The organism is Terriglobus roseus DSM 18391 (assembly GCF_000265425.1).
Taxonomy (GTDB): Bacteria; Acidobacteriota; Terriglobia; order Terriglobales; family Acidobacteriaceae; genus Terriglobus; species Terriglobus roseus.
The window spans coordinates 1,915,811-1,930,270 of sequence record NC_018014.1 but is presented as its reverse complement, the minus strand read 5'-3'; the positions used below and the strand labels follow the sequence as shown (position 1 = coordinate 1,930,270).

Sequence of the window (14,460 nt, the reverse complement as noted above, 5' to 3'; positions counted from 1 at the left end):
CCAATGCCTTCCCGGCTGAATGAATCGTTACTGTAGGACGGCCGCAGCTGCGGCCTTATGACGCACGTCCGAACCGCGCACCCAGAAGATGACGTCTTCGGCAATGTTGGTCGCGTGGTCGGCGCTGCGCTCCAGGTTGCGCGCAACGATGATCGAGTTCAGAGCGTTCTCCGTGACCTCAGGCCGGCGCATCATCTCATCGCGCAGAGCAGCCTGTGTCTCGTGGTTCAGGCGATCGATCTCGTCATCCATGTCGAGAACCTTCTCGGCAAGGACGGGATCACCCTCCAGCAACGAACGGATGGCGCGGCGGATCATCTTGACGGCGATCGCACCCATCTGCGCAATGTCGCCGGGCAGATTCTCCGGACCGGCGTTGGGGTCGTACTTCTGCAGCTCGCCGCAGCGCTTGACGATGGCCACAGCCTGGTCGCCCACGCGTTCCAGATCGCCATTGATCTTGATGACAGCCATGATGAAGCGCAGGTCCATCGCCATGGGCTGCTCCTTCGCCAGAAGCTCGTAGGCCATCTCGCCCACGCCACGCTCCGCAGCATTGATCGCGGCCTCGATGTCATGCACGTGATCGCACAGACCCGTATCGCGCTGCAGGTATGCCTCGACCGACAGCTCAAGCGCCTGCTGCGAGAGTGCAGCCATCGCGAGGAGCTTGTCCTTGAGCGTGGCGAGCTGTTGCTGGAAGTGAATTCGTGGCATAAGGCCTTCTGCTCTATTTTCGCGGAAAATTCGCTGGAAGGCCAACGAGTGCGTGAAATCAGGCGAAATACCCATTCGACCTTCCCAAGTGGTCCTACCAGTTGCCTTTTCCCTGGCTGCGTTTATGCTTCCCGTGCGGAGGTCTTCCACTATGCATTGCATCGTACGCAGGCTGTTTCCTGCAAAAATCCGGCTCTCGTTGCCGCGGCTCCGACGTTCCCTGGTCTTTCCGGTTGTTGTCGCAGCCGCAGCGGTGACGACAATGGTGGATGGGGCACGTGCGCATGGGCAATCCACCTACGACGTGTCAACGGTGAAACCTGCAAAGCCTGGGGAGACCGGCATGGGGCTGAGTTGGCGCTTCGCCGCCTTGCAGGCCACGAACGTAACCCTGCAATGGATCCTGAATAGTGCCTTCCACGCTCGGCAGGACCAGGTGCTCGACCTGCCGAACTGGGCGAAGGAGCAGCACTTCGATATCACCGCCAAGCTTACTGACATGGACGCAGCCACAGCGGAGAAGCTGACGCAGGATCAGCACCGCGCTCTTCTGCTGGCTTTGCTGACGGAACGCTTCGGACTCAAGTACCACGTCGAGACGAAACAGATGCCTACGTATGACCTGGCGCCAGGGAAAGACGGCCCAAAGCTGACCGCTGCGCTGGATCCGGACGACAAGACCAAGACGGTGTACGGGCTTTGCGGTGGCTGCGCCTCTTCCAGAGAGAACGAGATCGCCGGTCATGGCATTTCGACCTCACAATTCGCGGAGCTGCTCGCCGCGCAGGTGAAACGGGATGTCTACGATCGCACGGGATTCCAAGGCAAGATCGACGTGAAGCTGAAGTGGGCTCGTGATTCGGGTACCGCTCCCGTCTCGGACGAGGACGCAGCTCTGCCTTCCTTTGCCGAGGCATTACAGACAGAGACGGGACTGCGCCTGGTTCCCACGAAGGGTCCCGTGAAGCTGTACGTCATCGACCACCTGGATCAGCCGACCGAGAATTGATTGCGGTCAGCCATCCAGCGTGTGACGACCCAGATCAGCTAGATCGCCACATCGTCCGTTGTGAGCATGCTCTGGCCCTTGGCTTCCCTGCCAAACCCTGCGAGCAAGCTAACGGCTATCGCAACGATGGCGACGGTCATGGCCAAGATGGGACCAAGCTGCCCGTGGAAGTATTTGCGGGCCAGTGCCGTCTGGAATTTGGCATTGCGCGACGAGAGCAGGTTGCCGAGCTGGTAGGCCAATCCTGGGAACGTCGCACGTACGGCTGCGGGCGACAGTTCGTTCAGGTGCGCCGGGATGATGCCCCATGCTCCCTGCACCATGAACTGCATCAGGAAGCCACCGGTCGCGACGACAAACGGCTCGAAGGTAAAGGCCCAGATGTAGATCATTGGGATCGCTAGCAGCGCCGCGATCACAATGCAGCGTCTGCGACCCCAGCGTTCGGACAAGGTGCCGAAGGTGATGCCGCCCAGAAGCGCGCCGATGTGGCCTACATCCGAGACCCATCCCACACGCGCGGGTGCGAAGCCCTTGCCCTTCTGCAGAAAGGTTGGGTAAAGATCCTGTGTGCCGTGGCTGAACGATGTGAAGGCAGTCATCAGCAGCACGAGGAAGAGGAAGTTCGGCAGGTAGCGAGCCACTTCGCCGAAGTTGAGCGACGGCTTGACTGCCTTGGCTTGTCCCGCCAGGAATGCGGGCGATTCGGCTACTTTGCTGCGGATGTAGAACACCAGCACAGCCGGTGCAGCGCCCAGGAAGAACATGATGCGCCAGTTGGTCAGCAGGCCCGATCCCGCCGGATGCAGATGCGGGAAGACGAGGCCGTAGACGGTCGCCGCCAGCAGGTTGCCGATGACGTATCCCTCCTGTAGCAGGCCGCTGAAGAAGCCGCGGCCCTTCTCCGGCAGCGTCTCAAACGCAAGCGCGGCGCCCACGCCCCACTCGCCACCCATCGCTATGCCGAAGAGTGCGCGGAAGACCAGAAGCCAGCCAAGCGTTGGCGCGAAACCCGATGCAACTTCAAAGACGCAGAAGCTGATGATGTTGATCATCAGCGTCGGGCGCCGGCCGATCTTTTCCGCAAGTGCGCCGAAGATCAGCGCGCCCACGGGCCGCATCACCAGTGTCCAGAAGAGCGCCTCCGTCACCTGCTCCACGCCCGTATGGAAGTCCGTGGCGATGGCGGTAATGCAGTAGGTCAGGACGAAGAAATCAAAGGCGTCGAGCGACCATCCAAGAAAACATGCGATGAACGCGTTCTTCTGCGGAGACGTGAGCGTCTTCCACTGCTGCACAATGCCAGTTGCCATAGGGTTCGTCCGATCCTAATGGCTCGTGTGGCGGGTAGGCGAGACAAATTTTGCAGGACGAATCGATTGCGCAATTTATTTCTGCATCGAAGGACTTTTTGTGGTCATCTGAATCTACAGAAATCGACTCAGACGCCTGGTACGTCGGTAGAGTGAGATCACAAGTTTTATTCAGGGAGACCATGAACATCTTTAAGAGTGCATTTGCTGTTGCTGCGCTGACCGTTGCTTTGCCGGCGTTTTCGCAGGTATCCACATGGAACATCGACCCCGTCCATTCGGGCGCTGAGTTCACCATCCGCCACCTTGGTGTAAGCAACGTCCACGGCAAGCTGGGCGGCGCGACCGGCACCGTGGTCTGGGATGAGAAGGATCCGTCCAAGTCTCACGTGGAAGCCACCATGAAGACCGACACCGTCGACACCGGCGAACCCAAGCGTGACGGCCACCTGAAGTCCGAGACCTTCTTCGACGTGGCAAAGTACCCCACGCTGACCTTCCGTTCCACGCAGGTGAAGCGCACCGGCGAAGGCAAGCTGCAGATCGTCGGCGACCTGACCCTGGGTGGCCAGACCAAGCCGGTCACACTGGATGTGGAAGGCCCCGCGGCTCCCCAGCCCGGACAGAACGGCAAGATGCTCAGCGGCTTCTCGGCCACTGGCGTGATCAGCCGGAAGAACTTCAACTTCGGCCAGGAAGCGAAGTTTCAGCCGCCTGTGCTGGGTGACGAAGTCAAGTTCACAATCGACATCGAGATCAACAAGTAGTTTGAGCAAGTCCCACGAAACAGAAAGGCCTCGCAACGTTGCGGGGCCCTTTTCATTCTCATGCTGCAACTTGTCTACTGCACCAGCTCCATGACCGCGTCCTGCGGATAGTGCTTCAGCAACTGGTGGTGCATGCAGTACAGGGCAAGCTCCAGGCGGTCACTTACGCCCAGCTTGTCGTAGATCTTCCGCAGGTAGTTCTTAATGACCTGCTCGGTCGTTCCCACGTGGTATGCGATCTCTTTGTTGCGCATACCGCGCGTAATGCACGTGATGATCGCAATCTCCTTCGAGGAAAGCCGAGGGCGCGAACGAGGACTCACGAGGGCGTTGGCCTGCGAGCGATAGGCCTCAATCACCCATGTGATCGAACGGTTGTCGATCCAAGTCTCTCCGGCGGCGATCTTGCGAACGCACTTGACCAGCAGGTCGGGCGAGATGGAGCGAGGGATCACGCCACGCACACCGCGCCGATAGAGTTCCACCGTCGCAGCCTCATCGTTCTCCACCACCTGCACGATGACCTTTGCGTTGGGTGCACGGCGAACAAGCTCCGGGATTGCATCCACCGTGCCGGTAATCAACTGGGCTTCCAGGACGACCACGTCGGCGGGAAATCGCTGCAGTGCTGCGTAAAGATTCAGCAGTGTCTCGGCCTGCGCGACGACGCGAATGTCATCCTCCAGCGCGAAGACTTTGCGCATGCCGACGCGGTAGATCGCTTGCGAATCCGCAAGAATGACCCGGATGCCGTTCTCCGGCAGATCTTCATCGTGGGTCTCGTGGAGCGCGCGCTCATCCATGGGCGATATCTCCGATGCGGTAGCCATCGATCACCACGCCAACCTGCTTGCCCACGATGCCGGGTCTGTGCCAGACCACGCGGCCTACGCAATTCACCGACACGTCCTCAGGCGATCCCATGATGTCGCCGGGCAGCACGAGCGTCCATGCGAGACGGCTGTTGATCGGCGGCGCCCATGGCATGACGAACTGCACGCCAGAGGATGAAATGTCTTCAGTAAGTGCGTCTACTGGACCATTTTCCGTGTCGACATGGACGTTCAGGCGCAGTGGAAAGCGCACCGAATTCCGCATGGGATCAGTCACGAGCGAGGGCGGGTTAGGTGGCATCGGCGCTGGAGGCATGCGGTAATTGAACAGAGACGTGTTGGTTACTCTAGTCACATTCTTTGAGAGAAGTGTACTCCAAGAGTCCTCAATCCAGTGGGTTAGCTGACATCGAATACGGTTACACAGGACGGCACCCGTCTCACAAGCCACCTACCGTCATCGCATCGGCCCTTAACCCAGGATCAAACCGGCAGAGCCGCCGACCCAAAGCTGGTCGCGGTTGTGGTCGACGCCCATCATCTTGCCGCGTCCCAGCCGCACCAATGTGTTGATCGCGCGCAGGTCTCCGTCGTCAGGCCAGACATACAGAATGCGGATCTCGGCCTGTGTCGGGCCATACGGCGTTTCGACGGTAGAGGCAAAATCCATGCGCTGCTGCAGCAGGTAGTTGCGTCGCTGGTCCGTGGGAATGGAGTGGAGCAGCTCGTCGCTGGGTGCGAACTCAATTCCTTTGCCTGCGAAGGAAAACAGCGGCTTGAGTATCCAATCGGCGCGATCTGCGGGCAAGCGTTCGCGGTGTTCTCCGCGCATCCACTCATCCAGAAAGAACGATGGCGGCACCGATGGATGCCGCAGAAACGGCAGCGAAAACTTGCTGATCATGAAGTACCAGTTCGGATGACCAGCCCACTCAACGTCCAGATCCGCAGTCAGATCGAAGCCGGGCTGGATGTTCTTGCGCAGCATCTCGTCCACGATGGCGCGGTTGTAGATGCGCTCGATGGGTGTCTCCACGCCGTCCCGGTTGTAGAAGAGTTTTGTGCCGCGCTGGCGCACCTGCGTGATGTCGATGGTGCGGATATCGAGACGATCCTCGTGCACGCGGAAGTCTGGCAGGGTCTTCTGCTGATCCGGCGTCACCTCCATCAGGATGACGTTTTCCGGGGCGTGATTGCCGACGATAACCTGCCGCATTGCCTCCCAATACTGGTCTTCGTCGACACCGATGAATCGACTCAGTTGCGTGTCGAGCTGGAATGCCCGCAGGTACGCCTCCCCGAGTGCCGCCTGGTAGCCGTAGACCGACGGAAAGGCCTGCAGTTCGACCAGCCGGGGTGTCAGAGTCCCGTCCGATTCACGGACCAGACCGAAGTCGACCGTCATGAAGTTGGGGTGTGCGTCGGTGTGCGCGACGCGGAAGGCGGGCGGGATCGTCTCCTCCGCCATGCGCAGGTATTCGGTATCGCTGAGGAGCTGATGCGTCATGGCGGCACCGGCGTCGACCATCTCCGCAACCATCGCTGCGGGCAGGAAGACGGGTGTCTCCGCGACGCGGATGTCGATGGCCGTGCGGGTGTGGCGATCGAGCTCGGCTCGCATTCTGCGGTACTTGTCGTAGGTGAAGCGCGCGTTGAAGTCCTGGCGAAGCGACGGAATCATGCGGACGAGTGTAACGCGACGTCCCAAGCACCCGTCGTAATCCTGTACCCTTGGAACCATGAAGATCGGCGTCCTTGTCTTCCCCGGATCCAACTGCGACCACGACACCTACAACGTCATCGACGCTGTGGCGCACCAGCCCGTTACGTTCCTTTGGCATGCGTCGGAAGACCTGCAGGGCTGTGACGCCATCCTGGTGCCCGGCGGCTTTGCTTATGGCGATTACCTGCGCACCGGCGCCCTCGCGCGCTTTGCGCCGATCATGGGATCGGTCAAGAAGTTTGCTGCCTCAGGCGGTCCCGTGATGGGCATCTGCAATGGCTTTCAGATCCTGTGCGAGAGCGGCCTGCTGCCCGGCGCACTGATGCGTAATGCGGGTCTGCGCTACATTTGCAAGCAGGTGCATCTGCGCACCGAGACCACCGATTCGCCGTTCACCAACCTGCTTTCGCGCGGTGAAGTGCTGCAGATGCCGATCGGCCACATGGAAGGCAACTACTTCTGCGACGACGCGACGCTCGCTGCGATGAAGAAGGCCGACCGTATCGCCTTCCGCTACAGCACGCCCACCGGTGAGGTCACGCCCGAGGCGAACCCCAACGGATCGCTGGAGAACATCGCCGGCATCCTGAGCGAAGGTCGTAACGTGCTTGGCATGATGCCGCATCCGGACCGTTCGAGCGAGGCTCTGCTGGGATCAGCCGATGGATTAAAGCTCTTCCAGGGACTCATCAACAGCTTGCAGACCGTTTAGCAGCATCCCAGGAACATGGTCGACATCCATCAACATCTGCTGTTCGGCATTGACGACGGCTCGAAGTCTCTTGAGCAGTCGGTTGCGATGGTGCAGATGGCGATGGAGGACGGCATCACGCATGTCGTCGCAACGCCTCATGCGAACGACCGGTACTCCTACGATCGCGCGCGGAATGAGGGTTTGCTGCAGCAGATTCGCGAGGCGCTGCCGCCCGACGTTGCGGCGGCGATGACGCTGGGCCTCGGGTGCGATTTCCATCTGAACTTTGAGAACACGGAAGATGCGCGCGTCCACAAACGCCGCTACACGATCAACGAGAAGGAATATCTCTTGATCGAGCTGCCGGACATCGGCATCTCCAACCGCATCGACGAGATCCTGTACAACCTGCGCATCGGCGGGATGACCCCCATCCTGACGCATCCCGAGCGGAACGTGACGCTGCAGCGCACGCCCGGCAAGCTGCAGGAGTGGGTGGCGAATGGGCTTCTGCTGCAGGTAACCGCAGGTTCCGTGCTCGGCACGTTTGGGCATACGGCAGAGTCGCTCGCGTGGTCGCTGCTCAAACAAAACTCCGTCCACTTCATCGCGACGGACGCGCATGACCTGGAGCGCCGTACGCCGACCATGAGCATTGCTCGCCGTTCGATTGCGGAGCGGCTAGGTGAGGACACTGCCACGCGGCTTTGCGTGACCAATCCGATGGCTGTGTTTGAGGGCAATCCCCTGCCCGAGCAGCCAGTGCAGGACGCGGAGCCGGATGAACCGGAAGACAAGCCGAGCCTGTGGAAGCGCATCTTCTCGCGCTAATGCATTCGAATCAGCCGCATCCTGCGCCGCCCCGTGTCATCCAACCCTTCAGCAGCAATCGCGGACTAATTCCGTCGTAGATTGCGTTACGATGAAGTGAGCGACACGCGCACGGAAGAAGGACTTGTTTTGCACCTGGCTGAGTTGAATCGCGGAGAGAAGGCGCACGTCCTGGGCGTTGCGCAGGGCGAAGCGTACTGCCACCTGTGTTCGCTGGGTCTGAACTCCGGCGCAGAGGTCGAACTGGTGCGCAGCCTCTCCGGCAAGTCGTTGCTGATCGTCCGCGTGGATGGCTTCGACATTGCCCTGCGCGGCGAGACCGCCGCTACGGTAAAGATCGCACTGGAGCGCGCACGGTGAGCACCCTGATTGCTCCCGCTCCCGCTACAGTCGCCCCGCGGCCAGCCGGCGGTGCTTACCGGACGGTGGGCCTGATCGGTCCGCCGAACGTCGGCAAGACCACACTCTTCAACCGGCTTACGGGCATGCGCCAGAAGGTCAGCAACTATTCCGGCGTGACGGTTGAGCATCGCAGCGGCAAGCTGAAGAGTGGCCAGACGGTCGTCGATCTGCCCGGCGTCTGGAGCCTGACGCCCGAGTCCGAAGATCAGAAGATTGCCGTCAACGTCCTGATGGGCAAGCAGCATAACGTCGCGAAGCTGGACGCGGTTCTGCTGGTGGTCGACGGCACACAACTGCACCGGTACATGACACTGATCGGCCAGGTGCTGGCGTGCGGCCTGCCGACGCTGGTGCTGATCAACATGGCCGACGAACTTACGGCACGCAAGGGCTTCATCGATCCGCTGGCCGTCGCCCGGGAGCTGGGCGCGCCGACCGCGCTGATCAGCGCATCGCGCGGCACCGGCATGGATGCGATCACCCGCTTCCTGAGCGGCGAACACGCCGCCGCAGCCCTGCTGCCGGTCCTGCAGGCAGGCGGCAACGCTGCCCCCGGCTGCGCGACGGACTGCAACAACCTGACGAAGACCGGCGCCTACCGCCGCCCGAATCACTCGCGCTTCACGCGGGAGTTCGATCGCTGGGCGCTGCATCCGGTGATCGGCCCTATCCTTTGTCTGCTGTTCATCATGGCGGCGTTCCAGATCATGTTCCGCGCAGCTTACCCAGCCGGGACGGCGCTCAGCAACTGGCTCAGCGCAATTGGCGCCACGATTGGCGCGCATATTCCGAACGCGATCGTGAGCGCGATCCTGGTAGACGGTATCTGGAACGGCGTGGCATCGGTCCTCGGATTCCTGCCGACGATCCTTTGCATGTTCGTTGTGATCACGGTCCTTGAGGACTCCGGTTATATGGCCCGTGCAGCCGTGATCGCGGATCGCACGATGGGTCGCGTCGGACTGAACGGCCGGTCGTTCCTGCCGCTACTGAGCGCCTATGCCTGCGCGGTGCCAGCCATCATGGCGACGCGTGCCATACCGTCGAAGAAAGACCGGCTGGCAACGATCCTGATCGCACCGTTCATGACCTGCTCCGCGCGTCTGCCGGTTTATGCGTTGCTGATCGCCGCGTTCATTCCGGCGCGCAAGCTGCTGGGCAATGCGCTTGGCCTGCAGGCCATCACGATGATGCTGCTCTACGCGCTGGGCCTGCTGGCTGCACTGTTCACCGCAAAGCTGCTGAACTTCAGCATGCTGAAGGGCCAGCCCTCTCTCTTCGCGATCGAATTGCCGAACTACCGTCTGCCACGGCTGCGCACGATCCTGCTGGCCATCTACGACCGCAGCAAGGTGTTTCTAAAGCAGGTGGGAACGGTCATTCTGGTGCTGAACCTGGCCGTATGGTTCCTGTCGCACATGCCGTTTCACAACGGTCAGCCAAGCGAAGTGGGCGCAAGCTACCTGGCACACCTGGGCGACCTGATCGAACCGCTGCTGCGGCCGCTGGGCCTGACGCGCAACGTGGGTATCTCGTTGCTGACGGCATTTGTGGCGCGTGAGAGTGTTGTCAGCACGCTGGCTACCCTCTACGGATCAGTCAATGCGGGCGTGGCACTCCGGGCTGAGATTGGCCTCGCCGGGGCGCTGGCCCTGCTGGTGTTCTTTGCGCTGGCCATGCAGTGCACCGCTACGCTGGCCGTCGTTCGGCGCGAGACCAATAGCTGGAAGTGGCCGCTGGTGCAGATGGGGTACATGACGGTGCTGGCGTATGCGGCTTCGTTCGTGACGTACCGCATTGCTTTGGCCTTCCACGTATAAGCAAGCGGCCTGCATAGGTGCATCCGCATGGGTACCCACAGCTTCCCTTACCCGCAGTACACGAAGCTGGTATGCTGGATAGAGGAATGGGCGAGTAGCTCAGTTGGTTAGAGCGCCTGCCTTACAAGCAGGATGTCGGGGGTTCGAGTCCCTCCTTGCCCACCAAAAGTCTGTTCCATGGAACACCATGAAACACCACGCGCCCAGCAATGGGCGCGTTTTCATTGCTGGGGTTGGGTACGATTACCACAGTGTCCCCGATGAAACTCCCACGAACACGATCGACGACGCGGAGATCACGGCCCCGCAAGGCACCGGCTCCATGGTGGGTGCATCGACTGCGTCATGACAAATCTGAAGTCGGCCTTCAACCATGGGCTTCACAACGGCTTTGACGATCAATCGAGCACGAACACGCAGGAGTTCGATAACCACATCTGGGGCGTGTCCAATAACTGCTCGACCCATGAGTCAGACAGCGGTGTCGCGAGCACCGGCGTGATGTACGGAAATACCTATGACGCGAGTTCGAACACGACCAACATGGATGTTGCGCCAGGCCCGAACGATCTTGTAGTGCCGGTGTACGCGACGATGGCTTCCATCAAGGGTGGTCTCACGTGTTACGGCAACATGCTGGTTGGGAATAGCGCCGTTGGGAACTGCACAGCGTGGTGGGTTGCCATGGACGCTGGCGACCGTTCTCCGAAGTTCAGCGATGGGGCGTTCGCCGTCTTGCCCATGACTTTTCGCTGCTGGCCGTGCTGCAAAGGCTCCGACGGGATCATGCTCGGCGTTGCGCTCAGCCGCGCGCAAGTCGGTCAAGGGTGAAGATGGTAATGCGATGACACAAATTGGTGATTGAAGTAGGCAGGAGCTTATATATTTCGCGAGGGAGCCGCTTCACCGGCTCCCTTTTTTCGTGCGAGATCGCGCAGAAGCTTCAGCATCTTCAACGCACCGCCAAAAGGCAAGTTCCCTGCACGGCGGAGTGGCTGCGAGGGTGCATGAGGCCGTCTTCACAGCAAACTGCGGATGCAGTTTGAGGCTAATTCGTATGGCCGGCCGCAACATTTGCGGGAGAGACGGGTCCATCCCAAGTGCAGCATCACATCGGACGAAACGGATACTAAGGCCGAGCTTCATGGCCTTCTGCGGGCGAACGCCGGCATAGACAACACATCTGCAGGGGATTCCGAAAGGGACGGGGAAGAAACAAAGGATCGCTTTCGGGAGGCTTCTCTCCGCCTCCCGAACTAACACGAAAGTTTGGTTGACTGTTTGGCAACAGTAAGAAGCATTTACAAAAATCCTCACACTTCGCGCTATTCGCTTGGTATGGTTGAGTAACCGCTATAAGTTAGCGCCGTCCTTTCTGTCTTCTTGTTGTCGGACGTTTTTCCTGCTTTTTTCTCGGGAAAGGCGCGCGCATGTAAGCAGCTTCTGCATCGTGGCACCCGGGCAAAGCGCATGCTGCGTCCGGCACGTACAGGGAGGTCCCCACTCGCTATGAACACCTCGCACCCCACTTTCCCCATCGGAGCCCGGGCGGCTATTCCCCCTCGCGGACGCTCCAGTCTGACGGACATCATGCCCAAGATGCATCGCATTGCAAGACGGATTTTCAACTCTTCTGCACTAGCCTGGAGCGATCTTGCATTGCTCTCGCTGGCGCTGGCACTCGCGAACCTGGCGGAACACATGCCGGGCCACGTCGATAACTTTCAGCGTTACTTCGAACTGCGGGTCTCGGTGCGAAACCTGCTTCTGCTGGCCGTTTCGCTGCTGATCTGGCGTTTCTGCCTGTGGGCCGTTGGCCTTTACCGGAGCACCTCGACCATGGACCTGATGAGGCGTGTCGCCGGTGGTGTGGCTCTTTCCACGCCGCTTGCTGCGGCGGCGCTGATGGCAAGGCATTACGGCGGGGACATCGTGAGACCGCTGATCATCTTTATGGTGCTGTCCTTCGTCTTTTTGATGAGCAGTCGCGGTGTGGCAAGCCTGTCCGCAGTCCTATTTCACGCGCACGCACGTCCCCGGCGTGTTGCCGTGGTTGTCGGCAGCGGAAACCTTGCGCAGCAGTTGGCGGAAGACCTCCGGGAGTCGACCGTCTACGACTATGAGATTTATGGGTTTGTCGACACCGTCGAGCAGGATGGCAGTGACGAGATCGGTCCGTGGCTGGGCAACATTGAGGCACTCTCCGAGCTGCTGATGCACACACCGGTGGACGACGTCTTCGTCGGTCTCCCCGTGAAGTCGCACTACGATACGATCCAGCGCGTTACGGAGATCGTTGAAATTGCCGGCGTGCAGACGCAGTTCCCCACGAAAATCGTGGTCACCACCGTCGCCAAGGGCATTCAGGAAAAAGAAGGCCGCATGATCCTGACGATGACGCACCAGGACAGCCGCCGCCACATCAAGCGGATGTTCGACGTTGTGATCGCCAGCGTGCTCCTGATTCTTCTGCTGCCACTGTTCCTGGTTGTCGCAATCCTGATCCCACTGACCAACTGGGGTCCTGTCTTCTTCAAGCAGCAGCGGTACGGCCTGAACAAGCGGCGGTTCTACATGTTCAAGTTCCGCAGCATGGTGGTCGATGCCGAAAAGAAGCAGGCCGCCATCGAACACCTGAATGAGAACGCGGGCCCCGTGTTCAAGATCAAGAGCGATCCGCGCATCACCTGGATAGGAAAGATCATCCGGAAGACATCGATCGACGAGTTGCCGCAACTGGTGAATGTGCTGCGCGGAGAGATGTCGCTGGTTGGGCCGCGTCCGCTGCCGCTGCGCGACGTCACCCGCTTCCAGGAGCTACGCCACATGCGCCGTTTCAGCGTACTGCCCGGCATGACCGGTCTATGGCAGGTCTCCGGACGCAGCAACCTCAACTTCGACGGATGGGTTGACCTGGATCTGCGCTACATCGACCACTGGACGTTGCTGATGGATGTCGAGATCCTTGCGAAGACGCTTCCAGCGGTGCTGCGCGGCAGCGGCGCGGCTTGATCAACGTCTCAATCTTGAGAGCAAGTAAAAGGGCCGGACATATGTCCGGCCCTTTTACTTGCTTGGTCGAAGAAGCTATTCCACCGGCATGCGTGCCCGATATCCGTCACGCGCCATCACGGAGTACTTCACCTGCTTGCCCTTCTCGTCGATCATCTTCAGCGGCAGCCCTTCGCGGTCCACCAGCTCTACCTTGATCTTGCGATACGTGCCATCCTGCGAGGTGTTTGTCGGCCGGTAACTCAGCACGTACTGGTTGCGGATGGACGCGTTGATGGAGTTGAAGATCTCCGGCAGCGCACCCTGGAAGAGCGGAAAGTACGACTGGCCGCCTGTCATCGATGAGAACGTCCGCATCTGGTTGTCTGCCTGCAGGTAGTTCATCCGCTGCATACCGCCCATGCCGCCGCGAGCATCCGTCAGTTCGCGAGCGAGTCCACCCGTGCTGATCGTGTAGATCGTCACATCCTGCGACTGTTTGACCTTCTTATAGATCTGGTCGAGATTCAGCTTGCTGAACGTGTCGCGACCACTTGAGATCAGGATGATGTACTTGCGCCCTTCGATACGGCTGACGCGGTCAAGTGTCTCGTAGAGCGCATCGAACTCGTTGGTGTCGCTGAAGCCCGGAATCGTCAGCGAGCGCAGCGCCTGCTCGGTGATGCCCTTGTCCTGCGTGAAGTCCGTAAGGATGCGTGTGCGCAGGTCATACGTGATGACCGCGATGTAGTCTTCCGGCCTCAACTGCCGGAAGAACACATACGAAGACTGCTGCATGTCCTGGATGAACGCCCAGCTATTCGCCGCGAACTCCAGCAGCAGCACGGCTGTAATCGGTTTCTGCTGCATGCGCACGTCGGTCACGCGCTGCTCAACGCCGTCTTCCGTCACCTTGAAGTTGCCGCCCTTCAGGCCCGGGACAAACTGGCCTGTCTTCTGCAACTGCACGCTGACGTCGACCGTGACGACCGGCACATCCACGCGGATGGAGTAGTTCTCAAGCCCCTTCGGGTTCTTGACCTTCTCCTGCTCCTCGGCCGGCGGTGGCGGCTCATCCTGGGGGTTCTGTTGTGATTTCTTCTTCAGGATGACGGGACTGTTGTCCTGCTGCGGTCCGCCCTGGTCCGTGGGGGGTGGCGGCGGTGTGGTCTGCGCGAAGGATGCGGTGCCGGCAAACAGCATGGCGCCGATCGCGGCGGCTGTCAGGGTCTTGAGGGTTGCATTCAAAGCGAGGGTCTCCGTTGCGATGCTGCTGACTAAGCGTAAACCTGTCGGCGTGCGTCCATATCGTATGACCAACGGGTATGACTTGGCACGGGATACGCTTGGCCCTACTCTG

14 protein-coding genes and 1 tRNA gene are annotated in these 14,460 nt (G+C 60.2%); 9 read left to right on the top strand and 6 right to left on the bottom strand.

What is annotated here, in order from left to right; genetic code table 11:
* Positions 1–27: 27 nt before the first annotated feature.
* On the bottom strand, positions 28–717 hold the full coding sequence (gene phoU, locus TERRO_RS08140) for a phosphate signaling complex protein PhoU (RefSeq protein WP_014785524.1): 690 nt from the start codon (positions 715–717) through the stop codon (positions 28–30).
* Positions 718–868: 151 nt separating this feature from the next.
* Here phoU and TERRO_RS08135 point away from each other — a divergent pair, with 151 nt between their 5' ends.
* Positions 869–1,726 carry a TIGR03435 family protein gene (locus tag TERRO_RS08135; protein WP_014785523.1) on the top strand — a complete coding sequence of 286 codons (858 nt, stop codon included), beginning with the start codon at positions 869–871 and terminating at the stop codon, positions 1,724–1,726.
* Between the two features lie 38 nt (positions 1,727–1,764).
* On the opposite strand, the gene TERRO_RS08130 is transcribed toward TERRO_RS08135, so the two are convergent.
* Positions 1,765–3,039, bottom strand: coding sequence for an MFS transporter (locus TERRO_RS08130; protein WP_014785522.1), 1,275 nt, complete (start codon positions 3,037–3,039; stop codon positions 1,765–1,767).
* A gap of 182 nt (positions 3,040–3,221) precedes the next feature.
* On the opposite strand from TERRO_RS08130, the gene TERRO_RS08125 reads away from it, so the two are divergent.
* Complete coding sequence (locus TERRO_RS08125) at positions 3,222–3,806, top strand: YceI family protein (protein WP_014785521.1); 585 nt, start codon at positions 3,222–3,224, stop codon at positions 3,804–3,806.
* A 74-nt stretch (positions 3,807–3,880) separates the two neighbouring features.
* Here TERRO_RS08125 and TERRO_RS08120 read toward each other — a convergent pair whose 3' ends face one another.
* The 3 genes from TERRO_RS08120 to TERRO_RS08110 all read right to left on the bottom strand — a co-directional run bounded on the left by TERRO_RS08120 (position 3,881) and on the right by TERRO_RS08110 (position 6,320).
* Entirely contained in the window at positions 3,881–4,609 is a 729-nt protein-coding gene (locus TERRO_RS08120; RefSeq protein WP_014785520.1) for a response regulator transcription factor, read from the bottom strand.
* Entirely contained in the window at positions 4,602–4,904 is a 303-nt protein-coding gene (locus tag TERRO_RS08115; protein ID WP_157178291.1) for a PilZ domain-containing protein, read from the bottom strand. The genes TERRO_RS08120 and TERRO_RS08115 overlap by 8 nt, the downstream gene beginning before the upstream one ends.
* A 207-nt stretch (positions 4,905–5,111) precedes the next feature.
* Positions 5,112–6,320 carry a hypothetical protein gene (locus TERRO_RS08110; RefSeq protein WP_041592515.1) on the bottom strand — a complete coding sequence of 403 codons (1,209 nt, stop codon included), beginning with the start codon at positions 6,318–6,320 and terminating at the stop codon, positions 5,112–5,114.
* Between the two features lie 58 nt (positions 6,321–6,378).
* On the opposite strand from TERRO_RS08110, the gene purQ reads away from it, so the two are divergent.
* From purQ to TERRO_RS08070, 7 genes are all read left to right on the top strand, one after another.
* On the top strand, positions 6,379–7,074 hold the full coding sequence (gene purQ / locus TERRO_RS08105; protein ID WP_014785517.1) for a phosphoribosylformylglycinamidine synthase subunit PurQ: 696 nt from the start codon (positions 6,379–6,381) through the stop codon (positions 7,072–7,074).
* A 15-nt stretch (positions 7,075–7,089) separates the two neighbouring features.
* Complete coding sequence (locus TERRO_RS08100) at positions 7,090–7,887, top strand: tyrosine-protein phosphatase (RefSeq protein WP_014785516.1); 798 nt, start codon at positions 7,090–7,092, stop codon at positions 7,885–7,887.
* A gap of 81 nt (positions 7,888–7,968) precedes the next feature.
* Positions 7,969–8,247, top strand: coding sequence for a FeoA family protein (locus TERRO_RS08095; RefSeq protein WP_041592514.1), 279 nt, complete (start codon positions 7,969–7,971; stop codon positions 8,245–8,247).
* On the top strand, positions 8,244–10,109 hold the full coding sequence (gene feoB, locus TERRO_RS08090; RefSeq protein WP_014785514.1) for a ferrous iron transporter B: 1,866 nt from the start codon (positions 8,244–8,246) through the stop codon (positions 10,107–10,109). The genes TERRO_RS08095 and feoB overlap by 4 nt, the downstream gene beginning before the upstream one ends.
* A gap of 88 nt (positions 10,110–10,197) precedes the next feature.
* Positions 10,198–10,274: transfer RNA gene (locus TERRO_RS08085), tRNA-Val, on the top strand.
* A 180-nt stretch (positions 10,275–10,454) separates the two neighbouring features.
* The gene (locus tag TERRO_RS08080; RefSeq protein ID WP_014785512.1) at positions 10,455–10,940 is read left to right on the top strand and encodes a hypothetical protein; all 486 of its coding nucleotides are present in this window, start codon (positions 10,455–10,457) and stop codon (positions 10,938–10,940) included.
* 768 nt (positions 10,941–11,708) lie between these two features.
* The gene (locus TERRO_RS08070; RefSeq protein ID WP_157178290.1) at positions 11,709–13,121 is read left to right on the top strand and encodes a sugar transferase; all 1,413 of its coding nucleotides are present in this window, start codon (positions 11,709–11,711) and stop codon (positions 13,119–13,121) included.
* Between the two features lie 75 nt (positions 13,122–13,196).
* On the opposite strand, the gene TERRO_RS08065 is transcribed toward TERRO_RS08070, so the two are convergent.
* The gene (locus tag TERRO_RS08065) at positions 13,197–14,348 is read right to left on the bottom strand and encodes a VWA domain-containing protein (protein ID WP_014785510.1); all 1,152 of its coding nucleotides are present in this window, start codon (positions 14,346–14,348) and stop codon (positions 13,197–13,199) included.
* Positions 14,349–14,460: the final 112 nt, after the last annotated feature.

Bases quoted from the DNA above. Each gene is read 5' to 3' on its own strand.
- phoU (WP_014785524.1), bottom strand. From the start codon at position 717: ATGCCACGAATTCACTTCCAGCAACAGCTCGCCACGCTCAAGGACAAG.
- TERRO_RS08135 (WP_014785523.1), top strand. From the start codon at position 869: ATGCATTGCATCGTACGCAGGCTGTTTCCTGCAAAAATCCGGCTCTCG.
- TERRO_RS08130 (WP_014785522.1), bottom strand. From the start codon at position 3,039: ATGGCAACTGGCATTGTGCAGCAGTGGAAGACGCTCACGTCTCCGCAG.
- TERRO_RS08125 (WP_014785521.1), top strand. From the start codon at position 3,222: ATGAACATCTTTAAGAGTGCATTTGCTGTTGCTGCGCTGACCGTTGCT.
- TERRO_RS08120 (WP_014785520.1), bottom strand. From the start codon at position 4,609: ATGGATGAGCGCGCGCTCCACGAGACCCACGATGAAGATCTGCCGGAG.
- TERRO_RS08115 (WP_157178291.1), bottom strand. From the start codon at position 4,904: ATGCGGAATTCGGTGCGCTTTCCACTGCGCCTGAACGTCCATGTCGAC.
- TERRO_RS08110 (WP_041592515.1), bottom strand. From the start codon at position 6,320: ATGATTCCGTCGCTTCGCCAGGACTTCAACGCGCGCTTCACCTACGAC.
- purQ (WP_014785517.1), top strand. From the start codon at position 6,379: ATGAAGATCGGCGTCCTTGTCTTCCCCGGATCCAACTGCGACCACGAC.
- TERRO_RS08100 (WP_014785516.1), top strand. From the start codon at position 7,090: ATGGTCGACATCCATCAACATCTGCTGTTCGGCATTGACGACGGCTCG.
- TERRO_RS08080 (WP_014785512.1), top strand. From the start codon at position 10,455: ATGACAAATCTGAAGTCGGCCTTCAACCATGGGCTTCACAACGGCTTT.
- TERRO_RS08070 (WP_157178290.1), top strand. From the start codon at position 11,709: ATGCATCGCATTGCAAGACGGATTTTCAACTCTTCTGCACTAGCCTGG.